We start from the raw sequence: 24,555 nt of genomic DNA, 5'->3' as shown, positions 1-24,555 counted from the left end.
CCCTTCGGGGCAGGCTTGTATATGGCCACCCATAGCGGCCGTTCTGCAGTTTATGAAATCATTAGCCGCTTTATATTGATGCAGTGGCAGTTTTTTATTCTTGCTATAGAATTCAAAGTCCTGCCTGAATATTTTCTGAACCGTTGTGTTCATGAGTTCCATCGGATGATCAAGAACTCTCAAAGATAGAACACAATCCTGTTATTAACTTCCCCCAGCGCTAGCTGGGCGCGTGCAACAGTGGTTTAAACGGAATAAAGCCGTATAAGTAGTTGTAGATTACGAAAGGCGAACTTTCCCAGTAACTAGAGCCCCAATGGCTACAGAGAACTCGCCTCTTGATAGCCATTTAACAACCCGTTCGCATTTCATCATTTCTTTAAATTCCGCTTAAGCAGTACGTGCGATAAAAATGCCTTAAAAACTTATCAATTTCAGAGAGTTAGAGAACAAAGGAAAGTTTGCTTAAACGAACTCTTTTTACGTAACTTTCGTGCTAGTGAAGCGAAGCGTTATTGGTCATACACACTCCGTTCAGCATGAACTTGCGAAGGGTGCTGGAAATGCACTTCGACAGGCTCAGTGCGAACGGTATGGGGCTCAGTGCGAACATGATGCGGTTATGCGCTAAGTTGCGCTAGAACTTTGCGTGACGAGGCTGCGAAATCGCAGTGTATGGGTCTTCAGACACGCTACCGCCCTGAGATTGACTGCTATTTATACAACAGTGGAGTAATTTCCCTTAACTCGTCACAGCATCCTGCCGGGGGTGTATTTTTGGGATTTATTCTGCCAGTTTATTTAGAGTTTCGGTAGTGGTAACTACGTATTTTGGTGTTTTGGAGTTAGAGAGGCGTGGGTGGGGAAGGGCAACAGCTTTTGACCATTGCCCTTCGAAATTTTAGAAGTTCTGGGAGGCTGTCGATCATAAGACGGTTTCGGCCGTTCTTTCTGAAATTTATGCTCGAACGCTTAAGTCAGACAGGCTCCTGGGTAGTCGACTGTTCCAGTTTGGAAACCGGTACCCATCCCAGTTCTTTTTTGCTGTTTTTTACCCAGGCCCAGGCGTTGAGCTCCCGCAGGATTTTTAACTCATCGCCTACCAGGACACTGAGTTCTCTGGCGGTATAGTCTTCAATGGCTGTTCCCAGCTTTTGGTTTAACCGCCTGATCAGGGGCAGGGGAGCCCAACCCTCTTTTTTTGAAGGCGATGTAACCCAGATCCAGCCCGGATACTCATCGTCAAGTTTACCCAGCTCCAGCTCGTCCCCCTTGTTGAAAGTGACCGGGTCCGGGTAGCAGGCATCGTAACTTTCTATAACTTTAACGGTTGTCATGATTTAACTTTTGGTTGAGAGTTCTTTCATCCCTTCTTCCAATCCTTTGACGGTCAGAGGGTACATCTTGCCTTCAAATTGTTCGTGAACGATCTGGGTGGAATGAGTGTATTCCCAACTGTCTTTATGAATGGGGTTCAGCCATATGACATTTTCGAAGTGATCCAGCATGCGCTGCATCCAGGCATGGCCAGGTTCTTCATTCCAATGCTCAACACTGCCACCCGATGAAGTAATTTCATAAGGTGACATCTGGGCATCGCCCACAAAAATCACTTTGTAGTCTTTGCCGAATCGATGGATGATATCCCAGGTCTCGGTGACTTCACTTTGACGACGGTAGTTGTTTTTCCAGACGCCCTCATAAAGATAATTATGAAAATAGAAAAATTCCATATGCTTGAATTCGGAACGGGCACAGGAAAACAGCTCTTCACAGACCTTGATGTGGGCATCCATGGAACCGCCAATGTCCATGAACAGCAGAACTTTTACCGAGTTGCGTCGCTCAGGCACCAGTTTGATGTCCAATAGCCCTTTGTTTGCAGTGGAGCGAATGGTGTCATCCAGATCCAGTTGATCAGCGGCGCCCTGACGGGCAAACTTTCGCAGTCGGCGCAGGGCCATTTTCATGTTGCGGCTGCCCAGCCTTTCGTCATCGTCCAGGTTCTGGAACTCTCTTTTGTCCCAAACCTTGGTGGCGCTCTTGTTTCGACTTTCGTGCTGCCCGATCCTGACCCCCATGGGGTTGTTTCCGTACGCTCCGAAAGGGGAGGTGCCTCCGGTGCCGATCCATTTGTTACCACCGGCATGACGCTCTTTCTGCTCCTGCAGGCGTTTTTTCAATGTTTCCATCAACTCTTCAAGGCTGCCCAGGGCTTTGAGTTTTTCCCGTTCCTCTTCACTGAGTTGATTGATGAACTCTTTTCTAAGCCACTCTTCTGGAATGGTGGCTTCCAGCAGGTCTTCAATGCTCTCTATGCCATCAAAGAAGGCCTTGCAGGCTTTGTCGAATCGATCATAGTGCCGTTCATCCTTGACCAGAATGGCTCTGGAGAGCTGATAAAAAGCCTCGGTGTCGGCAAACACGACATGAGCTTCCATGGCTTTCAGCAGGTCCAGGTATTCACGGGTGCTGACCGGGACACCAAAGGCCCGGACGGTATCGAAGAAGTTGTTGAGCATCGGTTTACCCTATCGACGGGTCATAAAAGCCAGTCTTTCCAGCAGCTGTACATCCTGTTCGTTTTTAACCAAAGCACCATAAAGCGGTGGAATGGCACTTCGGGAATCTTTGTTTCTGAGAATATCAGCAGGAATGTCGTCAGAGTTCAGCAGCTTTAACCAGTCAATCAGTTCAGAGGTAGAAGGCTTTTTCTTCAAACCCGGGATCTCTCTCAGTTCAAAGAACATTTGCAGAGCTTCAGAGACCAGATCCTGCTTCAGTTTCGGGAAGTGGACATCAACAATCTGCTTCATGGTGGCCGGGTCAGGGAAGCGGATGTAATGGAAGAAGCAGCGTCTCAGAAAAGCATCTGGCAGTTCTTTTTCGTTATTACTGGTAATGATGACGATAGGGCGTTGTCTGGCCTTGACGATTTTCTGGGTTTCATAGACAAAGAACTCCATCTTATCGAGTTCCTGCAGCAGGTCGTTGGGGAATTCAATATCGGCTTTGTCGATCTCGTCAATCAACAACACTACCTGTTCATCGGCTTCAAAGGCTTCCCAGAGTTTGCCTTTGACAATGTAATTGCCAATGTCGTGTACTTTCTCATCACCCAATTGAGAGTCCCGAAGCCGGGACACGGCGTCGTATTCATACAATCCCTGTTGGGCTTTGGTCGTGGATTTTATGTTCCACTGCAACAATCTTTTGCCCAGAGACTCGGCAACCTCTTCGGCCAGCATGGTTTTGCCGGTGCCGGGTTCGCCTTTGATCAACAGAGGGCGCTGCAGGGCAATGGCGGCATTGACAGCGGTTTTCAATTCGCTGGTCGCTATGTAACTCTCGGTAGAATCGAATTTCATGGTCAATATCAAGTCATTGGGATTATTGTTGTGTGTGCACTCTATAGCGCTTTACGGATAGAGTGAATGCTTATTCTATATTGATATCGAATAATAATATTTTATTACTTTAAGATATTTACGAGAGGAGTAAAGTCTTTCTTTATTTAACAAGGAAACGGTCTCATGACAAAGGTATTTCAGGACAACTCTCAATCCATTGGTAATACGCCTCTGGTTAAACTGAACCGGTTGGCGAGTGGTCATAATATTTTTGTAAAAATTGAGTCCCGTAATCCGGCTAACAGTGTGAAGTGCCGTATTGGTGCCAGCATGATCTGGGATGCTCAAGCGTCCGGACGTCTCAAGCCCGGTATGGAACTGATTGAGCCTACCAGTGGTAACACCGGTATTGCACTGGCTTTTGTGGCTTCTTCTAAAGGCATTCCTCTGACTTTGACCATGCCTGCTTCCATGAGTCTGGAGCGAAGAAAAGTCATGAAGGCTCTGGGTGCCAATATCATTCTGACAGAACCTGCCAAGGGTATGCCGGGTGCTATTGCCAAGGCTAAAGTGCTGTCAGAAGCCGAGCCCGAAAAATATTTGCTGCTGCAACAGTTTGAAAATCCGGCCAACCCTAAAATTCACGAAGAAACCACGGGCCCTGAAATCTGGAATGACACCGACGGTTCTATTGATGTTCTGGTGGCCGGTGTCGGCACCGGGGGGACTATTTCCGGTGTTTCTCGCTATATCAAGGAAATTCAGGGTAAGGCCATTACCTCTGTGGCTGTGGAGCCGAGTGCCTCGCCGGTGATCAGTCAGACAATAGCAGGCGAAGAAGTGAAACCTGCCCCTCATAAAATTCAGGGCATTGGTGCTGGCTTTATTCCCGGAAATCTGGATCTGACTCTGGTGGACGAAGTTGAGCAGGTCAGCAATGAAGAGGCTATTGAAACGGCACTCAAATTAATGCGGGAAGAGGGTATTCTGGCCGGTATTTCGGGTGGAGCGGCATTGGCTGCAGCATTAACAGTGGCAGAGCAACCGGTTCATAAAGGTAAGAATATTGTTGTGATACTGCCAGACTCCGGTGAGCGTTATCTATCTACACCATTGTTTGAAGGTGTGTTCTCTGAGAATGAAACCGTACAGTAGCAACCTTCCCATAACCGGTTCGGGCTGAGCTGTCGAAGCCCTTACCGCAACCCTTCGACTAGTTGAGGGTGAGCAGAATCCGTATGTAAATCGGAAGTTATTTCAGGAATCCTGAAAAGTCAGCCAGATCATCAGGCTGACTTTTGGGTTTCCTGACGAACTATAGGCAGCTTGATAGTGAAAGTGGAACCTTTATCTTTTTCACTGGCGACACTCAGGCTGCCGCCCATTAATTCCACCAGATGTTTACTCAGGGTCAGACCCAGGCCGCTGCCTCCAAACTGTCTGCTGTGAGTGTTATCTGCCTGTTCGAACGATTCAAAGATAGAGTTCAGCTTTTCTTCCGGAATGCCCGGGCCGGTATCGATCACTTCAATCAGTAGACTGTCCGTTTCTGCAACGGTGCTGGCGTTCACCATGACAGTCCCTGAATCGGTAAATTTAAAGGCATTACCAATCAGGTTGACCATTACTTGCCTCAAACGATTAACGTCTCCCATCAGGTCAACCGGTGTCCCCAGTTCAATTTTTATATCCAGTTCTATAGGGCGGGACAGGGTTTCGGGTATGAAGACTGATTTGCTCTGTTCAAACAGGGTGGTTAGGTCGAAGGGTTGTCTTTCCAACTCCAGTTTGCCTGACTCAATTCTGGAGTAGTCCAGTACATCCGTGACGATATCCATCAGGGCTTGTCCTGATTGCTGAATAATCTCAACATACTGAGCCTGATCTTCTGTGAGGTTTTCATCCTTCATTAAATCAGAAGTGGCAATGATTCCGATCAACGGAGTTCTGATTTCATGACTCATTTTGGTCAGAAAAATGCTTTTGTGGCGGTTGGCTGATTCGGCCTTGTCTCTCTGCATCTGAAGTTGGTCACGAATGTTTTGCAGGGTTTTAATGTTCAGATTCAAACGGTTCTGAGTTTCCAGAAACCGTTCCAAAACCCGATTGTACTGTCGGGTAATACCACCCAGTTCTGAAAAAGGTTCATGAATGACAGGTTTGAAGTGACCCTGTTCGGCCTGCTTCTCGAGTTTGTGAGCCAAATCTGACAGTTCAGTTGTACTGCCATGTTCAGCAATATTCAGGCCCAGTTGCTCAGCCTCGCGGGTGACTCTCAAGGGTATAAATTTATTGATTACAAACAGGGTGCAATAGCTGATACCAAAGGCCCAGGCTACGGTGACAGCAACCCCCATGGCCTGAACACCCAATTGCTCTATTGTGTTAAGTCCATTGTTGACCTCGCGAAGATTTCCCAGAAGGGCAACAGCAACAGTCCCCCAGATGCCTGCGGCCATGTGAACCGGTACTGCACCAATGACATCGTCAATTTTCCAGTGTTCAAGCTGCGCCATTGCACCACAGCAAATCAATCCGGCAATGAAACCAATAATGATGGAGGTATAGATTTCCAGAATATGGGCACCGGCGGTAATGCCCACCAGACCCGCCAGGACACCATTGGCAATGACAGGTACATCGAATTTCTTGAAGAAAATCAGGCTCCATACCGTCGCGGCAAGGCCACCTGAGCAAGCACCCAGCATCGTAGTTGTCATAATGGTCGGCATGGATACGTCAACTTTCAGAAGACTGCCCATGTTGAAACCAAACCAGCCTAACCAAATCAACATGGCACCCATCAGGGTAATGACCTGGTTCTGTCCTCTGAACTTTTTATAGCTCTCTTCCCCAAAACCGTCCCTGGGGCCAATAATCAGAATGGCTGCCAGGGCAACACTGCCACCCAGAACATGGACCAGAGTGGCACCTGCAAAATCAATAAAGCCCATTTCGTGCAGCCACCCTTCAGGGGTGCCCAGTATGCCTCCCCAGATCCACTGTCCTGCAATCGGATAGATAACCAGGGCCACCAGCAGGGCAATGACAAGATAAGCTTTCAGACTGCTGCGTTCTGCAATGGCACCGGAAACAATGGTAGTGGCTGTAACAGCAAACAGTGCCTGAAACATTAAAAAGAGATAGGGGTAGCCTGGTGAGCGTGGGTGAGCCCTTTCAAGCAGTGCATCAAACGCTCCGAACTGTATCGAGAAACTGATCAAGGCATACACCAGCGTAACGAGAACGAAGTCCAGGAGGTTTTTGGCGGCTACGTTGACATTATTTTTGCTTCTGACCGCACCAGCTTCCAGGCACAAAAAACCAATCTGCATCATAAAGACCAGCAGAATGCAGAGGGTCAGGAACAGTGTGTTGAGGTGGCCGTATGGCATGGCAGTTGCCCATGTAAAGTTCTCTAACTGCTATCTGCCTCTGGTGGTCATACTTTATGGCTCAGGGCGTCTTTCAGGACAACCCTGTTTTTTTCTGTCAGACTGTTGGTTTTGAAAATGCCTGCAATGCTTTTGCAGGTCGTCTCATAGTTTCCTCAGCTGGCCTTATAGCTCAGGGCTGTCTGCGGATTTAAACCTTTTTATCGGGCGAAGGAGTGACTCAGTGGGTTTTGAGATTACAGCAATTGCATTAGTGGTTCTGATTGCCGTTTTGATAGGGACCGGTGTCAGAATGGTACCCCAGGGCTTTCATTACACCGTAGAACGTTTTGGAAAATACACCCGTACGCTGGCACCAGGGTTGCACGTTATTGTGCCTGTTGTTGATGGTGTTGGTAAGAAAATCAATATGATGGAGCAGGTACTTGATATTCCTCCTCAGGAAATTATTTCTTCCGACAACGCTCAGGTAACGACGGATGCCGTTTGTTTCTATCAGGTGCAGGACGCTGTTCGCGCCTCCTATGAAGTGAATGAACTTTACCGTGCCATGCAGAATCTGGTGATGACCAATATCCGTGCTGTACTGGGTTCCATGGAACTGGATGAAATGTTATCAAACCGGGATCGTATCAACAGTATGCTGCTGGCCAAGGTGGACGAAGCCACCAATCCCTGGGGTGTCAAAGTGACCCGGATAGAGATCAGGGATATTGCGCCACCGGCCGACCTGGTGGAGTCCATGGCTCGACAGATGAAAGCCGAGCGGGAGAAGCGTGCACAGATTCTTGAAGCAGAAGGCAGCCGTGAAGCCGCCATCAAGGTTGCCGAAGGTGAGAAGCAGGCCCAGATTCTGAAAGCCGAAGGTGAACTGGAAGCGGCAAAACGGGAAGCAGAAGCCCGTGAAAGACTGGCGGAGGCAGAAGCCAGGGCGACGGAAGTGGTTTCTCAGGCCATTGCTACCGGTGATCCAAGGGCCATTAATTATTTTATCGCCCAGAAATACGTTGAAGCTCTGCAATCGGTAGCGTCGGCTGAAAACAGCAAAACCATCATGATGCCGTTGGAAGCGGGCAGTGTCATTGGTTCTCTGGCGGGCATTAAAGAGCTCGTTGAAGACTTGAAACAACCTTCCTGAATGGATGCAGGTGAAATATGGACTTTCTGAATTCTCTTCAACCCTGGCACTGGCTGATTATCGCCTTTATCTGCCTCGGGCTCGAAGCCCTGGGGGCGGGAGGTTTTTTGCTGGGCAGTGCCGCTGCCGCGTTTTTGTTGGCGGCAGTGTTGTGGCTGTTGCCTGATACTGGCTGGGCCTGGCAATTGGTCTGGTTTGCAGTGGGTAGCTTGATCTTTACCGTGGCTTACTGGAAGTTTTTCCGGAAAGTGAATGAGAAAAGTGATTACCCTCAACTGAACCAGCGGGCGGCACAGCTGATTGGTCGTGTAGTGGTGCTGGAAAATGATCTTCCGGGCGGTCAGGGCAAGATCCAGATTGGCGATACCCTGTGGTCTGTCAGGGCATCGGGCCAACTGGAGAAGGGCTGTTCTGTGATTATCACCGGTTCCGAGGGCATGACGCTCCTGATTGACAAGCACAACTGATTATTTATGGTGCCACCCCTCTGTTGTATCAGGGGGTGGTCATCTCCTCAGAAACAGTACAGACTTTTTGCTCATAATTTTCCCACCATTCCGGCTTGCTGTGTGGCCAGTGGAATTGCTGTCTAACGGTTTCGCAATCCATTCTCTGGAAAAAAAGGATCGCTTTTTCAGTCATCACGGTTATCCATCGGTCGTCTTTGCTGAACATGACTTTTCTTGGTGAGGTATTCATGGGGAGCCCTTCTTCCTCAAAGAACGCCTGCTGGCATCGCCATCTTCGACTGTCTTTTGATGATTCGGAGTAGAGTCTTAAACTGTTATTCTCTCGAGTGGTAATGACAAAGTCATCACTCAAATGAGCAAAGCGGCCATCCACTGGGGTGAATTCTTCTTCGTTCAAGGTGTCGGTGAAGGGTTGCCACTGTTCGATAAGCAGTGTTTGCCATTGATTTTCGACACGGTGTTTGACTTTGAATTCGCCCGCTTTCTCGCTGTTCATCAACAGGTAATGACCATTCCTGGACTGATCAATGGTTCTGAGCGCAGGCTCATCCTCATCAAAGGTGATGTCTTCCTTAAGTTCCAGGCGATGTTGTTCCGGGGAGTATTGATAGCGTCTGGCCAGCTTGCTGCCTGAGCGCATGTGATGAACGGCAAGCCTGTTCTGATCATCCATAGACATAGCGTGCAGGGTTGAAAGCGTACTGACACTGGTATCTGACCCTAGCTGCTCATAGGTAGGATCTTCCAGCATACCGGTTGAAGAGTTAAACCGCATGGCTATCAGTTTCGTTTTCTTGCCCTCATACTGGCTGGTGAATGCAAGACTGAACAAGGTATTGCCGGTGGCATCAAACAACAGATTGCAAAACTGTGCAAAGCTGTCGGCCAGTCCGGAGGCTTTGACAGGTTTGGGTTCAATTCCTCTGGTGTCATGGGCCGTAAGGGTAGAATCTAACCTTGAGCCGGTAATCAACCAGCGATGGGCAGGGTGCAGGGCAAGCCCGCAGCTATTCTCGGGTGCTGAGAACTGTTCGGCCAGTCTGAGCCATGAGTTTTTCGTTGCAGACCATTGGAACTGACTGACAAGACTTTCGGGATAGTCACTGGATAAAGTAAATACCGATTCATTATCCTCAAGCAGGTAATTGGACAGCGTTCCATATTGTGATTCGATCATTTTATAACCGTTACTTTGATCCTCAATCAGACCCTGGTATCGATAGGTCGGCTGATTATAGATAGCGGGAATCCTGTGAACCCATTCTGCAGGGTCCAGGGATATCCCACTGAGCCGGCCCAGCAGCTCATCCTTCTCAGGCTTGTCAGTGTCTTTTTGTTCTACCCTCGCAACCAGGCGAGACAAGTATTCGGCCATTTCAACATGCTTGTCGTCATTGAGCAGAATTCCGTAACGTGTGAGGCCGGTATCCGTCAGTTTGGGGGTGAATTCCAGCGTATATTTCTGGCATTGGCCAGGATGAAGCAGCATGGGGGTTGTACCTTCAACCCTGAAGCCTTCCGGAGTTTTAAAGAGGAGAATCGTTTGATTCGGATCTGTCTTCGGATTGCATATGTTGATGGTTTTTTTCTCAGTCGCACCCACAGGCACCATGCCAAAATCAATCTGACTCGGATCGATACTAATGGCAGAATAAGCCTCAGAAGCCATGATGGACATCAGGCAAGATAAAATAACCGTGAGTGCTTTCCATTGTCTGCACGGGTGTATGCATAAAGAAGAGTTCCATCTCTCGCCACCCCGGCCATTGAATAAAGACGGTGGCAGTTTCATAATTTTTCGCTCTTTTTACATTTGGGTAAGACGCAAGATTAGTCAATCCATCGAGGCTGTGTTGAATTTAATCGGGTTATTCTAAAGAATTATTCGTAGATGACTTAAAAGATGGTTTTTAGCGCCTTTCTATCTAATTAATGTGGTTCATAGCTCTGTTTCATATCAATATCCCAGCAAGAATTGTTGAATCTGATTCTGGTTCATTCTTTTTCTCCATGGCTGTTTTTGTTTTCTTCCGGCATACTCTTCGGTCAATGAGTTAAGGTCTTTCTTTATTAAGAAATGACTCTTATCAGTCTGAGTGATAAGAGAAGGTTTTTTGCTCAAAAAAGCGTCAGGTAGTGATGAGTTTCATGGAGGACAAGCATTGGGACTGTTAAAAACAACCCTGCATTTTATTAATCAGCATCTGTTGAAATTAAGCTGGCTGGCTTTGCTGGTTCTATTCATGCTGTTGTTTTTTGGCAGCTGGTTGTTAATGTTTCTTGCCGGTGAATCTGCCCTGATTACACCGGAAACCTGGTTTTATTATTTTGTGACCACGGCCACAACGGTGGGGTATGGCGACTTCAGCCCGCAAACTTCAGGCGGCAGGTTGACGGCTTCCCTGTTGGTTATGCCCGGTGGTGTGGTGGTATTTGCCGGTATTCTCGGCAAACTGTCCTCATTTTTTGTCGAGTTATGGAGAAAGAATATGAAGGGAAAGGGCGATTATTCAGCACTGTCAGGGCATATCGTGATCCTGGGCTGGCATCCCGAGCGGACACCCAGAATGGTGCGACTGATCTTTGGTGACACCCGCCGGGAAGACAGAAAGGTTGTACTTTGTGCAACGGAAGAGATGGATAATCCACTGCCTGACCAGGTGCTTTTTATTCAGGGTGAAAGTCTGAGTGACGACGAGTTACTCAGGCGTGCCGGTGTCGAGAGTGCTGATCGGGTTATCATTTACCGGTCCACGGATGATAAGACCTTAACCAGCTGCCTTACCGTTGCTGCTTTGTCAGAAACAGCTCATATCGTGGCCTGGTTTGAACAGGAGCACATGGTTAAATTGCTCAAGTCCCATTGCCCTGAAGTGGAGTGTCACACCAGTATTTCCATGGAATTATTGGTTCGATCCGCTCAGGATCCTGGTTCCTCAAGGGTTCAGGGGCAACTGCTTTCCACCTTGATTGGTCCCACTCAATACAGTGTCAGGGTGCCTGAGAATTTCACCGGGGTAACCTTCAGCCGTTTACTGGAGTTTCTGAAAAATCGCCATGAAGCCATTGCCCTGGGGGTTGCCGAGACGGTGACCGGGGATGATCTGGTACTTAACCCGGAGGGTGATCGTCTGGTGAAAGGAGGGCAACTGGTTTATTACATGTCTGCCCAGCGTATTCGTACCGAAGAAATTCAATGGCGAGACATTGAAATGTAAACCGTTTGGCCAGAGAGCGCTCAACCGTTATTGATCCACTCATTGTCTTTTGTAAAAGGCCATTGTGCTGCTGCCAGTGGCTGCACTCAGTCGAGCCAGTAAACGGCTGAATTCCTTCAGAGGGAGTTGATACCACTGCGGCAGGTCATCCAGACGGTATACCAAGTCTTTGCGATTCTTGGCTACGCAGGCTGTCAGATACAGGGATGGGAAGTAGCCGGATCTGGGTGTAAACAGGCTCAGACGTTGGCAAGGTATTCTGGACAGGGCTGTCTTCAGGTTCTCTGTAATTCTGTTCAGGAGGTTTTTCTTGTCCTGATCCATCACCAGTTCCCGATGCCAGGCATACACGGTATTGAATTGATCCGCAGGGTAGCCTGTGTATTCGATAGGTTCAGATTTTATCTCGGGTTTCAGTTTGTGTGCCCAATGGCTCAGGAGAGCATAGTAGAGATCCATATCCAGGGGGACTTCAAAATAGTCTTTGGCGGTCATTTGAGGGGCGTCAAACAACCAGGATGTATCGTTGTCGAACGTGTAAGCATAGCTGGCAATCCAGGAGTACCAGTTATTGAAGGCCTGATTATCGCCCAGTGAATAGCGATTGATATAAAAGTAAAAAGCACCACGATCTGCCAAAGCAATGTCGGTAATGACTCTTGTACCCATATAGACAGCTATTCCAATACCTGCCCATTTTGCCAGTGCCGTCAGATAAGAAAGTTGAGGTGCGTAATAAAGGACCTTCTGTTCTGTCTTTCTAGTGGATCTTCGACTCAGGCGTTTAGCTGCATACTTTTGAATTCTTTTGATTGCGCCTTTGGGAATAATTTTGGCTTTTAATTTCCCCAGTTTTTTTACTACAACCATTTCAGTCAGCTTGGGGGAATATATGCTCCAGATAGGCTTCAGGCCTTTTCTAGCCAGAATAAAAGTGACGGTTGTGAAGGGTAGAGTCACTATCTTCATGCTGCTGTACAAAGAGGCTTTGGTGCTGCTGTAATAACTCTCATTCATTTTTGAAAAGGCGTAACCAAGATCTTTCATGGCTCTGAACTTTTGACATTGAGCCTGGCCATCCTTGCACTGCTCACAGAGCTGTTTCAACCCATCATTTATGGTTCCGCTGACCATTGGGTAGTCCAGACAACCTTCGTCTTTGGCTGAAATTTTGGTGCCAAGATTGGCAACGGCATACATGAAATAACCCCAGTTTCTTTCAGCAGACAGTTCCACTTCTTCAATAAATTCATAATGTTCAAGCGTTGAAACTGAGATGGAGTGTGCACATTCCTGATAGCTAACAAATAGCGAGGCAAAGAAAAGAGTGCGCAGCAGAAGGTTGCGAAAACGGGCCATGTCGGGGTCTTTGATTAAGAAGCAAGACACTCGATATAGACAAGAAGGCTATTAATAACAATTCATGTATTGATCAAGAACACTTTCCAGGAACCGAAAAGTGAAAGGGATGATTAATAAAGTTGCTGAAAGTTCTATTAAATAGTCAGTCTTTAATTATCATCCCGATTAATTATTCACTCTTCGTGAAAATCAACCTGACCTTCGCGGAACACAATTAATTCGCCGGAATTCATAATATTCCAGGATTCATTGGTCGTCAGAGGTTCTGTGGCTACAACCGTGACAATGTCATTTTCTGTGGTGACTTCCTGGAAATCAACACTGACAGAGTCATCCTTGAGAGTTGCTTTTTCAAAAGGTGCTTTTCGGGTAATCCAGCTTAACTTGGTTGAGCAGAAACAGTAGAGATGCTTGGAGTCCGTCAATAACATATTAAAGACTCCCAGCTCACGCAATTCCAAAGCCAGCTTATGGATAAAGCGATGCAAGGTAGCAGGACGTGCAGGGGGCTTTGGGAAGCGCTCTCTGAGCTTGCACATTATCCAGCAAAAAGCATATTCACTGTCGGTGGTGCCCACTGGACGGTAATAGCATAGAGGCTTTTTCTTGATCCCTTTTAACTGGCCATTGTGGGCAAAGGTCCAGTTGCGTCCCCAGAATTCCCGGGTAAAAGGGTGGGTATTTTCCAGTGAAACCCGGCCTGCATTGGCCTGGCGAATATGACTGATGACAATATCACTTTTGATCGGATAATTTCTGACCAGTCGTGCGATTTCAGAGTCACAACTTGGGTGAGGATCCCGGAATTCTCTGACTCCGGCCCCTTCGTAGAAAACAATGCCCCAGCCATCACTGTGGGGGCCGGTTCGGCCACCCCTTTGCATCAGACCACTGAAGCTGAAGCAGATATCAGTGGGTGTATTGGCACTCATGCCCAGCAGTTCACACATCTCAAGTGTCCGTTATTCTTGTTTGAGCCTGGCTGTATGGGCTCATGGCTGTTTATGGTTATCGTGCAGCTATACGCTAAACCCCAGACCGTTCGCAATGAGCCTGTCGAAGTGCATTACCAGCAGCCTTCGACAGGCTCAGGTTGAGCGGAGTTTGTATTGGCATGAACGCTTTACTGCATTAACAGCTAGGTTCCTGCCTTTTCGGTTTCTTCCGACCCTCTGAAGCGGGCTTTTTCTGCTCACTCTTTTCTTCTTTAGTCCGGGTCGTTTTGACGGGCAGAATGATAGCAATCAGGCAGGCTGCTCCTGCCGTGATCACGGTAATCAGGCCTGCACGTGCCATGGCATCAAAACCGTTGGTCAGAGCATCAAAAACCATTGTGAAAAGCGCGGGAGACAGGAGGTCAGAACCCGGGCTCAGCCACCAGGGGGTATACAGCAATGCAGCTGCTGTGAGCCTCAGGGCACGCTTTAAACGGACGGGCAATCTTCCTGTGATAAGGATCAGAGCCAGCAGGCAGCCTGTTGCTCCAGCCAGGTAGACTGCCCAACCCATGATAAAATGTGAACTTGCCATCCTTTCTCCCATAGTCGATGGAGCCCGGCCAACTGTGAAAATGGCCATGAATTTAAAAAGCAGGGTGTACTACCCGGAGGCTCCAGTCGATGCAAACTGAAACAATAGTCTATATTGATGCTGGTGTTAACCGGTGAGTATCGAGCCAAAGCAGTTCAAGCACTCTAACATAAGTTTCAGGGATTTTGATCTGAATACCAGAATAACGGTTTTGTATTTTTGCCAAATGGCCATCGATGTTCATTGCGGATTGTCGTTTAGTCCGGTTTAACGATACATTGAAATGTAACAGTAAGAACAAATACATAGGGAGAAGGAAGCAATGACCAATGTCTCAGGGATAGCCTCCTGGTTTGACTGGTTGGCACTTTTGTCTCTAATAGTGCTCTGGGTCGGATATACCATCTTTGCCTACCGAAAGGGCCAGGCCACTCCTTGTCTGGCCAGCGTCCTGGCGCTTTATCGCAGGGACTGGATGTATCGTTTGCTGGGCCGTGACAACCGGATTGCAGATGCCAGTTTGCTCGCGAGCCTCAGGGCCTCGGTCAGTTTTTTTGCGTCTACCAGTATTCTGGTTATGGCTGGCTTGATCACGGGTATTGCGGCCTCTGAAGAAGCCGTCGGAGTGCTTTCGACAATGCCCTTTGTCACTTCCTATACCCGAGAGCTCTGGGAGCTCAAGGTATTGGTGATGCTGATTATCTTTGTTTACACCTTCTTCGAGTTCACCTGGAGCCTTCGACTCTATAATTTCACCTGCGTGCTGATGGGCAGTGCACCGCTTATGCAGGATATCAGTGGTAACAAGACCGAGCAGAAGGTATTTGCCGACAAGGCGGGTTACATCATGACGCTGGCGGCCAATCATTTTAACTATGGGTTGAGGGCGTATTATTTTGCGCTGGCGACCCTGTCCTGGTTTATCCATCCGGCCTTTTTCATTTTCAGCTCGGTCATGGTGGTTGTTATTCTCTATCGAAGGGAGTTCCACTCAAAAGTTCTGGATGCACTTTCTATCAGTGAAAGAGAGTAGGTTTTCTGGCTGTAACAGGTTGATTTGAAAAAATCCGGATTTCTGCCTTGAAATCACAAACCCTGTCCCCACATTAGTTTCAAAGCAATTTATGATCAGGCTGCCAGCCAGGAGAAATTCCGGCGGTGGCCGCTGCGAGAAAGCAACGTAGAGGGTCAAATGACTGTCGAAGCTAAAAAAGAAACACTGGGTTTTCAAACTGAGGTCAAGCAACTTCTGCACCTCATGATCCACTCCCTGTACTCCAACCGCGAAATCTTTTTGAGGGAGTTGATCTCTAACGCTTCTGATGCTGCTGATAAGCTGCGCTTTGAAGCGCTTCACACTGACGGCCTGCTGGAAAGCGATCCAAACCTGGATATCCGTGTTGATTTTAACAAGGAAGCCAAGACCATCACCATCGCCGACAACGGCATTGGTATGAACCGCGATGACGTAATTGCCCACCTGGGTACTATTGCCAAGTCCGGCACGGCTGATTTTCTGCAGCAACTCACTGGCGATCAACAGAAGGATTCCCAGCTGATTGGTCAGTTCGGTGTAGGTTTTTACTCAGCTTTTATTGTTGCCGACAAGGTGACTGTTGAGACTCGCAAGGCCGGTGTTTCTGCAGACGAATCTGTTCGCTGGGTGTCTGACGGTTCCGGAGAGTTTACCGTTGAAGGCATCAACAAGGAAAAGCGTGGGACTAGCATTATCCTGCATCTGAAAGACGATGCTGAAGAGTTTGCTGATGGCTTCCGCCTGCGCAATATCATTCGTAAGTACTCTGATCATATCTCCATGCCGATCCTGATGATCAAGCAGGATATGCCGTCTGAGGAAGAAGAAAAGCAGGAAGATAAGGCGCCTGAATGGGAAACCGTGAATACGGCCAAAGCGCTGTGGACTCGCTCTCGTTCTGAAATCACAGACGAAGAGTACAAAGAGTTCTACAAGCACATCAGTCATGACTTCGCGGATCCAATGAAGTGGAGCCACAACCGTGTTGAAGGCAAGCTGGAATACAATAGCCTGCTGTTCATTCCTGCCAAGGCTCCTTTTGACCTCTACAACCGTGACATGCAGAAGGGCCTGAAACTTTATGTTCAGCGCGTCTTCATCATGGATCAGGCTGATGAATTCCTGCCAATGTACCTGCGCTTCATCAAGGGTGTGGTGGACTCCAACGATCTGTCCCTGAACGTTTCCCGTGAGATTCTTCAGAAAGATCCGGCTGTAGACAGTATGAAAGCCGCTCTCACCAAGCGTGTACTGGACATGCTGGAGAAAATGGCCAAGAAAGAACCTGAGCAGTACGCTGAGTTCTGGAAAGAGTTTGGTCAGGTTCTGAAAGAAGGTCCGGCTGAAGACTTTGCGAACCGTGAGAAGGTCGCCAAACTTCTGCGTTTTGCTTCTACCGAAAGCAAGGGAGCTGAACAGAATCAGGCTCTGGAAGGCTATGTTTCCCGCATGAAGGAAGGTCAGGACAAGATCTACTACATCACGGCGGAAACATACAATGCGGCGGCTAACAGTCCCCACTTGGAAGTCTTCAAGAAGAAGGGCATTGAAGTTCTGCTGTTGTCAGATCGTGTAGATGAGTGGCTGATGTCCCACCTGAACGAATTTGATGGCAAACAGTTTGCTGACATTGCTCGTGGTGACCTGGATCTGGGTCAGCTGGACGACGAAGAGGACAAGAAAGCCCTTGAAGACAGTGCTAAAGAGAAGGAAGACCTGCTCAAGCGCATCAAGGACTCTCTGGTCGATCAGGTGGAAGACGTGCGTGTGACTCACCGTCTGACAGACTCTCCTGCCTGTCTGGTTGTTGGTGAGCACGACATGGGCGCCCAGATGCGCAAGATCATGGAAGCTGCGGGTCAGGCCATGCCTGAAGCCAAGCCGATCTTTGAGATCAACCCTGAACATCCCCTGATTGGTCGTCTGGATCAGGAAGCGGACGAAGACCGTTTTGTTGACCTGTGCCGGGTGGTATTTGATCAGGCAAATCTGGCTGCCGGTGGCCAGCTGGATGATCCAGCCAGCTACGTACAGCGCCTGAACAAACTGCTGCTGGAAATGGCAGGCTAAGGTGTGTTGGAGCTGGAACTTGATTCAGGTTCCAGCTCCCCATTCATTATTTGACCAGTTTATCCCAGCCACTTTTCACATCATCCTTAAAATCAGCCCAGCCGTTTTTGAGATCGTGTTTAAATTCATTCATCTCTTTTCTGGCTTTCAACCTGAATCGCTCAGACCTTGAGTCGGTATACTTCAGCTTGACATCAATTGTGGCCTGCTCAGTTTCGTGTCGAATGTCACTGGCTGCTCGCATAAAGTTCTTCAGAGTCAGTACCTGACATAGATAGCTGCCAATAGGCTTAAGCTCCGTCGCTACGTCCTCAAAAAACTCAGCGATTTTGTTGAGTAAGCTCTCCAGCGTTGGCAGGCTCTCAACATTTCTGTCATTAGAGCGTCCCTGGATAGGGCGGGGCAGATTTTCTGTCGGTGACTGATGGGGCCTTGTCGTACTTTGTCCTTCTACTCTCATAAACGATACCTCCCTGATTCGTTTTCATTCCTATCTGATTGTAGAGCTAATTAAAGCAGTATGGGCTCGGTTCTGTTAGTTCAGATAACCAGTTGGTTATCCTTCAGCAGGTTGAACTTTAAAATAATTTAATTGGAAGGGGGAACGGTTGACCCATCGCAGTGTTCCGTTCAAGAGGCTGACGGCTCTATCCTTGATCCTCGCTACCACAAACTCCTTGCGTGCTCTGAGATTCACCAGACGGTCATAATTGTCTGTCAGGGCAGAAGCTCTGTGAGGTTTTTTGTCACCTCTGGCAAGAGAGGCTCCCAGCGTATTGGCACATTTCAAGCCGTTATTCAGAGATCGGAAGTAGGGCAGTGCAGTGGCGCAGTCGCCTACCAAATAGACAGGTTTATCTTCACTGGTCACCGCTGTAACCTTTTTGGACTGAAAGTACATCAGAGCATAAGGTGTTGCTTCAGTGCTGTCTGGTACCTGGACTTCTCCGTTGCGTGTCTTCAGCTCCTGCCAGGTTCGGATCTTTTTCGACAGGCTTGCCGGCAAGTCATTGAGGTGAGCCGGGTGGCTGAGGTTGAAACCTTTTCCATCTTTGTACAGCGCATCGTATTCCTCTTTGTTGACGAAAAAGTCCAGGGTGATAGTTCGAGTGCCATTGTCTTTTAGCGGACCAATATGCTCATCAACAGGGGAGCCAAACAGCTTGCTGACCGGGTAGTAATGTTTCATCCAGCTTAACCAGGTACTTTTTAACCTTTTAGTGTCCCCCTTTACCTGATAGCGAATTCTGGCTCGATATTGGATCTCACGTCGCATTGAGAACTCTTCGTTTTTATCTTCCCGACCCAAGGCTTTAAGGTCCACGGCTTCACCCTTTTCAAGGGATTCGCTGTGCAGGGCTTTCCTCATTTTAGAGTGGGCACCGTCTGCACCCACCAGTTGATCGTATTTGACGACGGTTTTATCTTTCAGGGTGATGCTGTCGGGTCCAATCTCGGTGACTTCTGCGCCATCGTTATTCACTTTGATTCCCAGTTCCCGAGCAATACCAAGCAGTTGTTCTTCCAATACATTACAGCCAATACGACCGTGCAGATGCTGGATTTTCATCTTCAGGAACTTCAGGCCGAGATTCATTTTTGCACCCTTGAAGCTGTCCAGGTCTACACGAACAGTGTGCTTTCGAGTGTAGGTGGAATGTTTGTCAAACATTTCGATATCCGCATCAGGATTATTCAGTTTGTGCTGAATAGCGGTCCATAAACCGACAGGGCCAGCGCCTACAAAAACGGTTTTAATTTTTCTTTGTTCAAGATCTTTCGCTGGACGATGAAAATACTCAGAGGCTTCGCAGGCGAGGTATTTAAGAGCTGAACAGGACCAGGTGATCAGGCGCACAGGAAACCAGCCAATACAGCCAGTATTACGGGATGAATTGCATTCATCCTGTTTTGGTAATGTATGTGCAGAACCTTTTTCAAGGTTAATGAGTGGGTCCGTTGCCAGCATTTTCGTCGTCCTCTAAATCATTAAATCAGTTCAATGTCTGACACAGAATAGGGGAGAGGATTCCCGGGAGAGTACCCGACCATAGTCGATCATACTTTGGGATGAGTTGACAAAATTATGCTGAGATTGGCTCCGCGATACAGGTTTTGATCTAACCTGTAGTGTGCTTGAAACGGGTCATTCTGATCAGTTCTCTGTAACTGTGGAATTTGTCGATGCCATCCAGCCTTGCTGTAAAACTGTCAAAATGGCTGACCATTCTGTTAGCTGTTTTCCTGCTTGAGGGCTGCAATCTGCAGTCATCACCGATTCTATATCCGAAAGGACCGGTGGCCGAGACTGAGCGTGATCTGCTCTACCTGGCCAGCGTCATCATGCTGTTTACCTTGCTGCCAGTGTATCTTTTGACCTTCTGGTCTTGCTGGCGATACAGGGCCGGGAAGGGCAAAGGTGCGTACCGGCCAGACTGGCACAAATCTATCTTTGTGGAGTTATTCATCTGGACAGGCCCTCTGGTGATAATTGTCATCATTGGTGTACTGGTGGTGGTCTACACCTATCGACTGGACCCTTATAAATCATTGAGTAGTGAACAACAGCCGTTAAAAGTGCAGGCTGTTGCCCAGAACTGGAAATGGTTGTTTATTTATCCCGAGCAGGGTGTTGCTACGGTGAATGAGCTGGCATTCCCCAGCGATCGTCCACTGAGTCTTGATATCACCTCTGATACGGTCATGACCTCCTTTATGATCCCGGCGCTGGGAGGACAGATCTATGCCATGGCTGGCATGACCACTCATTTGAATCTGATGGCCTATGAACCCGGTCGGTATCAGGGGCGGAATACCCAGTTCAGTGGTCGGGGCTTTCCCAATATGGTGTTTGATGCGCTCAGTCTTTCAAGCAATGATTTTTCAGGTTGGATCAATCACGTCAGGAGAGCCGGGAAACCTCTGAACATTCCCCGTTACCAGCAGCTGATCAAGCCTGAGATGAGTCATCCTGTTGAATACTTTTCAAATGTAGAACCCGATTTATTTAACAAGATTCTGGCCAAGTACACCGGGCAGGGTGATGCATTGCCACGGCAGAAAGCCAATAACCTGGAGTGACTATGTACGCAGAGGCAATGCCTGGAGAAAGCGCAGTCGCAGCGATGCAGGGAAGTCTCCTGTTCGGTCGTTTGACACTGGATGCCATACCTTTTTATAGCTGGGTGGCCATGGGAGGCGCCGTTGTAACGGTGTTCACTGTATTGCTGGCAGTGCTTTGGGTGAGTTGGCTGGGTAAGTGGCGATATCTCTGGTCGGAATGGTTGACCAGTGTTGATCACAAACGTATTGGCGTTATGTATATCGTTCTGGCTCTGGTCATGCTGGTGAGAGGGTTTATTGATGCCATTATGATGCGTGCCCAGCAGGCCATTGCTTTGAACAATGAAGGTTACCTGCCACCGGAACATTTCGAACAGATTTTCACTTCCCATGGCACCATCATGATTTTTTTTATGGCCATGCCCTTTCTGACAGGACTGATTAATGTGGTGGTGCCACAGCAGATTGGGGCTCGCGACGTAGCTTTTCCATTTATGAACTCCATCAGTCTCTGGCTCACGGCTGCTGGTGCGGGATTGGTGGGTGTGTCCTTGGTGTTGGGGCGATTTTCAACGGCGGGTTGGACAGGGTATCCGCCTTATTCGGGGAGTGATTTCAGCCCCGGTGTCGGAGTTGATTATTGGATTTGGGCGCTGTTGATCAGTGGTGTCGGGAGCACCATGACGGGAATCAATTTTATTGCCACTATTTTGCGTTGTCGTGCACCCGGTATGGGCTTGATGAAGATGCCTCTGTTTGTCTGGACGGCATTCTGTACCAGCATTCTGATGGCGTTTGCTTTCCCCGCGCTGACCGTTGTTGCGGCGTTGCTGGGTCTTGATAGAACCCTGGATATGCACTTTTTCACCAATGATCTGGGGGGCAATATGATGAATTTTGCCAACCTGATCTGGATCTGGGGGCACCCGGAAGTCTATATCCTGATTCTGCCCGCCTTTGGTGTTTTCTCCGAGGTGACGGCGGTATTCTCACAAAAGCGTTTGTTTGGATATCCCTCTCTGGTCTATGCCACTGCAGCTATTGCTCTGTTGTCGTTTACTGTCTGGCTGCATCACTTTTTTACCATGGGCTCCAGTCCCAATGTAAACGCTATTTTTGGTATTGCGACCATGATTATAGCGGTGCCCACCGGTGTGAAAATCTTCGACTGGATTTTCACAATGATCAGAGGACGTATTATTTTCCACCCGGCCATGCTCTTTACCATTGGCTTTATCATCACATTTGTTATTGGTGGTATTACCGGTGTGCTGCTGGCGATTCCCCCCGTGGATTACCTGATGCACAACACTACTTTTCTGGTGGCCCATTTTCATAACATGCTGATACCGGGGGCCCTCTTTGGCTATTTCGCCGGTACTCAATACTGGTTCCCCAAGGCTTTTGGTTTCAAACTCAATGAGTTCTGGGGAAAGATGGTTTTTGCGTGCTGGTTTGTTGGGTTCTATCTCGCCTTTATGCCGCTCTATGTCCTTGGATTTCTGGGCATGCCGAGACGACTGGAGCATTATCACAACCCTGACTGGCAACCTTTATTGCTGGTGGCATTTGTCGGTGCCTGTGTGGTTCTGGTCGGGATTTTCAGTGTCTTCATGCAGTTTTATGTGAGCATCAGGGATCGAGAGCAAAACCGTGACATGACCGGTGACCCCTGGAATGGCAGAACACTAGAATGGGCAACCTCATCGCCTGCTGCACCGTATAACTTTGCTGTCATACCCCAGGTAGATTCCCTTGATGCATTCTGGGCCATGAAAGAAAAGGCTGAGGCGTACTCTTGTAAAGATCATTACGACCCTATCGTGATGCCAAAAAACACAGGTGTGGGTGTTTTTATTGGCGGTGCTGGTTTTCTGCTGGGCTTTGCCATTGTCTGGTATATCTGGTGGCTGGCAGCGCTTTCTTTATTGGCTGTCATCGGGTTATTGATGTTCAGAAGCAGTCAGAAAGAGGCTTATGAAATTATTTCTGCGGAAACCGTGCTGTCTATCGAACAGGCCAGAGTAAGACACTATCCAGAGGTTCAGTCAGCTATGTCTGAGAGGAGTCCGTCATGATTACTGTGGCTGAACTGATTCGTGAGCATGAAGAAGAGTCACTTGAAAACAGGGCCTATGGATTCTGGCTCTATCTGATGACTGATGCGATTATCTTTGCGCTCTTGTTTGCGACCTACGTCACTATGTTCTCGAATACGGCTCAGGGGCCAAAACCTGTAGATCTGTTTGATCTTCAGCATGTCTTTATAGAAACCCTGTGTCTTTTGATTTCCAGCGTGACCTTTGGTTTTGCTTTCCTTGCTTCTGTTCAGAAAAAGTTGGCAAGTTCTGTAGGCTGGTTGCTGATTACCCTTGTCTTTGGTCTGTCTTTTGTTGTGCTGGAAGTTTCGGAGTTTCTTGAAATGATTAATGAGGGGGCAGGCCCTCAGAAAAGTGGCTATCTCTCGGCATTTTTTACTCTGGTTGCCACTCACGGGCTTCATGTCAGTGTCGGCATGGTGGGTATTATGATGATGACTTGCCAGATTCTGTTCAAAGGTCTGACGAAACCGGTTTGTTCCCGGCTATTCCGGTTGGGATTGTTCTGGCATTTCCTGGATATCGTTTGGATAGGGATATTTTCAGTCGTTTACCTGCCAGTGTTTATCTAATAACCGGTATGTTGGAGCCTGTTATGCAAGAACATGGTCACAGTCTGAAGAGTTACATCACCGGTTTTATTCTGGCCGTTATACTGACTCTGATCCCTTTCTGGGTTGTTTGGTCGTCTTCATTTTCCGCCAAACTGCTGTTTGGGATTATTACTCTCTGTGCTTTGGTACAAGTTTTGGTCCACTTACGCTTCTTTCTAAACATCAGTCTTAAGCATACGGGCAAGGATTATCTGACTGCGTTGTTTTTTGCTGGAGTCCTGATTTTTATCATGGTGGGTGGGACTATCTGGATTCTTTATGACCTTAATTTCAGGATGATGTGAACCCACGGAGTATTGAAGGAGCTATGACAAAACTGGCGATGTCACTCGTTGTTTTCGTAAAGCAATCAGTTCCTGGCATACTGTTATTATTTATCGTGACTATTATAAGCCCTGTTGCTGATGCATTGACTATTAGTATTTCCTCTTCCAGAGGAGAGGTCATCATTTCAGATAGATTCGATGTGGTTGTTTTGAATTATTACTATCTTCTTGTGCCCTACGGCAAAGATGAAGCGCCTTTCAAATTATCGTCATTAGATCTGAATGACCATCGGTTTATGTTTTCAGACACCGAAGAGGTCACTTTCTCTATCGTAGGAGAGGAGCTGCAATGGCATGTGCCAGGTTTAGGTAAAAGGATGGCTAACCTTTTTGCAAGCGGTTGGCAGACGGTTATATACGATGACCGCTTCACAGGATTCTGTCCTTCCAGAGCCTTTTATTATCTGGCATCAGATTATGGCCAGGGACGATTGTCATTCAGGATATTAAGTGCCGACTTAAAGTTGCATCTGTCAAAAATGAAGTCAGGGCATCTTGTAGGCTTGGGCCAATCTTCAAGTGACGGTGAGAATTTCCAGTTTCATTTATGGATGATCTATCTGGCAGGGAATCTCTATCTGGTTCTGTTTCCGGGAATGGAGACGTTTTATGTTATGGATAAAGTCGAGCTGGATAAATACGCAGAAGCTTTTATGAAGAAAGGCTATCAATACAATCTAATCAGTTTTATTGGGCTGGCTTCCAGTTGTGAGGGGTGCGAATTGAGTGGTCATCGGCTTCAGAATCAAAAAAAATACTTGCTCGATAGAAAGTCGCTGATGTTTAAGTTCGGAACGGATGAAATGCTGTCGGGTTACTTCAATCATCCATCTGCTTATACTGCTCCGTCTGGAAGTTATATAAAGTGAGAGCAGGCAGCAGCC

At 47.9% G+C, this 24,555-nt stretch carries 22 protein-coding genes; 11 read left to right on the top strand and 11 right to left on the bottom strand.

The annotated features are described in order from the left end of the window. The 4 genes from WG89_RS33010 to WG89_RS22655 all read right to left on the bottom strand — a co-directional run. Nucleotides 1-153: transposase zinc-binding domain-containing protein (locus WG89_RS33010; RefSeq protein ID WP_172806888.1), on the bottom strand; the 153-nt coding region annotated here is incomplete at its 3' end. 824 nt (nt 154-977) lie between these two features. Next, on the bottom strand, nt 978-1,337 hold the full coding sequence (locus WG89_RS22665; protein ID WP_062269982.1) for an SH3 domain-containing protein: 360 nt from the start codon (nt 1,335-1,337) through the stop codon (nt 978-980). A 3-nt stretch (nt 1,338-1,340) separates the two neighbouring features. Continuing rightward, complete coding sequence (locus WG89_RS22660) at nt 1,341-2,522, bottom strand: vWA domain-containing protein (protein ID WP_062269981.1); 1,182 nt, start codon at nt 2,520-2,522, stop codon at nt 1,341-1,343. Between the two features lie 9 nt (nt 2,523-2,531). Then, a complete protein-coding gene (locus WG89_RS22655; RefSeq protein ID WP_062269980.1) occupies nt 2,532-3,368 on the bottom strand; it encodes an AAA family ATPase in 837 nt (278 codons plus the stop codon). Nucleotides 3,369-3,533: 165 nt separating this feature from the next. Here WG89_RS22655 and cysK point away from each other — a divergent pair, with 165 nt between their 5' ends. Continuing rightward, the gene (gene cysK, locus WG89_RS22650; RefSeq protein ID WP_062269979.1) at nt 3,534-4,505 is read left to right on the top strand and encodes a cysteine synthase A; all 972 of its coding nucleotides are present in this window, start codon (nt 3,534-3,536) and stop codon (nt 4,503-4,505) included. Nucleotides 4,506-4,636: 131 nt separating this feature from the next. Here cysK and amt read toward each other — a convergent pair whose 3' ends face one another. Further along, nucleotides 4,637-6,745, bottom strand: coding sequence for an ammonium transporter (amt, locus tag WG89_RS22645; RefSeq protein ID WP_062269978.1), 2,109 nt, complete (start codon nt 6,743-6,745; stop codon nt 4,637-4,639). 223 nt (nt 6,746-6,968) lie between these two features. Here amt and WG89_RS22640 point away from each other — a divergent pair, with 223 nt between their 5' ends. Continuing rightward, nucleotides 6,969-7,883: an SPFH domain-containing protein gene (locus WG89_RS22640; protein ID WP_062269977.1), complete on the top strand. Its 915-nt coding sequence runs from the start codon at nt 6,969-6,971 to the stop codon at nt 7,881-7,883. Nucleotides 7,884-7,900: 17 nt separating this feature from the next. After that, nucleotides 7,901-8,350: an NfeD family protein gene (locus WG89_RS22635; protein WP_062269976.1), complete on the top strand. Its 450-nt coding sequence runs from the start codon at nt 7,901-7,903 to the stop codon at nt 8,348-8,350. 28 nt (nt 8,351-8,378) lie between these two features. On the opposite strand, the gene WG89_RS22630 is transcribed toward WG89_RS22635, so the two are convergent. Next, nucleotides 8,379-10,145, bottom strand: coding sequence for a hypothetical protein (locus tag WG89_RS22630; protein WP_079253994.1), 1,767 nt, complete (start codon nt 10,143-10,145; stop codon nt 8,379-8,381). A 322-nt stretch (nt 10,146-10,467) separates the two neighbouring features. On the opposite strand from WG89_RS22630, the gene WG89_RS22620 reads away from it, so the two are divergent. Then, a complete protein-coding gene (locus WG89_RS22620; protein WP_153301763.1) occupies nt 10,468-11,571 on the top strand; it encodes an ion channel in 1,104 nt (367 codons plus the stop codon). Between the two features lie 39 nt (nt 11,572-11,610). On the opposite strand, the gene WG89_RS22615 is transcribed toward WG89_RS22620, so the two are convergent. The 3 genes from WG89_RS22615 to WG89_RS22605 form a co-directional block, all read right to left on the bottom strand. Beyond that, nucleotides 11,611-12,930 carry a hypothetical protein gene (locus tag WG89_RS22615; protein WP_062269972.1) on the bottom strand — a complete coding sequence of 440 codons (1,320 nt, stop codon included), beginning with the start codon at nt 12,928-12,930 and terminating at the stop codon, nt 11,611-11,613. A gap of 176 nt (nt 12,931-13,106) precedes the next feature. Next, nucleotides 13,107-13,883 (bottom strand): class II glutamine amidotransferase, encoded by a 777-nt coding sequence (locus WG89_RS22610; RefSeq protein WP_062269971.1) that lies wholly within the window; start codon nt 13,881-13,883, stop codon nt 13,107-13,109. Nucleotides 13,884-14,064: 181 nt separating this feature from the next. Then, on the bottom strand, nt 14,065-14,463 hold the full coding sequence (locus WG89_RS22605) for a hypothetical protein (RefSeq protein WP_153301762.1): 399 nt from the start codon (nt 14,461-14,463) through the stop codon (nt 14,065-14,067). Between the two features lie 322 nt (nt 14,464-14,785). Between WG89_RS22605 and WG89_RS22600 the strand changes: the two genes are divergently transcribed. Both WG89_RS22600 and htpG read left to right on the top strand, forming a co-directional pair. After that, nucleotides 14,786-15,496 carry a DUF599 domain-containing protein gene (locus tag WG89_RS22600; protein WP_062269969.1) on the top strand — a complete coding sequence of 237 codons (711 nt, stop codon included), beginning with the start codon at nt 14,786-14,788 and terminating at the stop codon, nt 15,494-15,496. A gap of 159 nt (nt 15,497-15,655) precedes the next feature. Then, the gene (htpG, locus tag WG89_RS22595; RefSeq protein WP_062269968.1) at nt 15,656-17,569 is read left to right on the top strand and encodes a molecular chaperone HtpG; all 1,914 of its coding nucleotides are present in this window, start codon (nt 15,656-15,658) and stop codon (nt 17,567-17,569) included. 46 nt (nt 17,570-17,615) lie between these two features. Here the strand turns inward: htpG and WG89_RS22590 are convergent, their stop codons facing one another. After that, nucleotides 17,616-18,029: a hypothetical protein gene (locus tag WG89_RS22590; protein ID WP_062269967.1), complete on the bottom strand. Its 414-nt coding sequence runs from the start codon at nt 18,027-18,029 to the stop codon at nt 17,616-17,618. 96 nt (nt 18,030-18,125) lie between these two features. Beyond that, nucleotides 18,126-19,538, bottom strand: coding sequence for an FAD-dependent oxidoreductase (locus WG89_RS22585; protein WP_062269966.1), 1,413 nt, complete (start codon nt 19,536-19,538; stop codon nt 18,126-18,128). Nucleotides 19,539-19,753: 215 nt separating this feature from the next. Here WG89_RS22585 and cyoA point away from each other — a divergent pair, with 215 nt between their 5' ends. Genes cyoA through WG89_RS22560 form a run of 5 tightly spaced genes read left to right on the top strand, consistent with a single transcriptional unit; the run spans nt 19,754 to nt 24,540 of the window. Continuing rightward, nucleotides 19,754-20,650, top strand: a complete 897-nt coding sequence (cyoA, locus tag WG89_RS22580) for a ubiquinol oxidase subunit II (protein ID WP_079253993.1) — start codon at nt 19,754-19,756, stop codon at nt 20,648-20,650. A 2-nt stretch (nt 20,651-20,652) separates the two neighbouring features. Next, the gene (locus WG89_RS22575) at nt 20,653-22,710 is read left to right on the top strand and encodes a cbb3-type cytochrome c oxidase subunit I (protein WP_245662960.1); all 2,058 of its coding nucleotides are present in this window, start codon (nt 20,653-20,655) and stop codon (nt 22,708-22,710) included. Further along, nucleotides 22,707-23,303, top strand: a complete 597-nt coding sequence (gene cyoC / locus WG89_RS22570; RefSeq protein ID WP_062269965.1) for a cytochrome o ubiquinol oxidase subunit III — start codon at nt 22,707-22,709, stop codon at nt 23,301-23,303. The genes WG89_RS22575 and cyoC overlap by 4 nt, the downstream gene beginning before the upstream one ends. After that, nucleotides 23,258-23,629, top strand: coding sequence for a cytochrome o ubiquinol oxidase subunit IV (gene cyoD, locus WG89_RS22565; RefSeq protein WP_216638542.1), 372 nt, complete (start codon nt 23,258-23,260; stop codon nt 23,627-23,629). The genes cyoC and cyoD overlap by 46 nt, the downstream gene beginning before the upstream one ends. Nucleotides 23,630-23,652: 23 nt before the next feature. Next, nucleotides 23,653-24,540, top strand: coding sequence for a hypothetical protein (locus WG89_RS22560; protein ID WP_062269964.1), 888 nt, complete (start codon nt 23,653-23,655; stop codon nt 24,538-24,540). Nucleotides 24,541-24,555 lie beyond the last annotated feature (15 nt).

This window comes from Endozoicomonas arenosclerae, assembly GCF_001562015.1.
GTDB classification, from domain to species: domain Bacteria; phylum Pseudomonadota; class Gammaproteobacteria; order Pseudomonadales; family Endozoicomonadaceae; genus Endozoicomonas_A; species Endozoicomonas_A arenosclerae.
The sequence above is the reverse complement of the archived record's forward strand: the minus strand, read 5'-3'. Positions and strand labels throughout refer to the sequence as shown.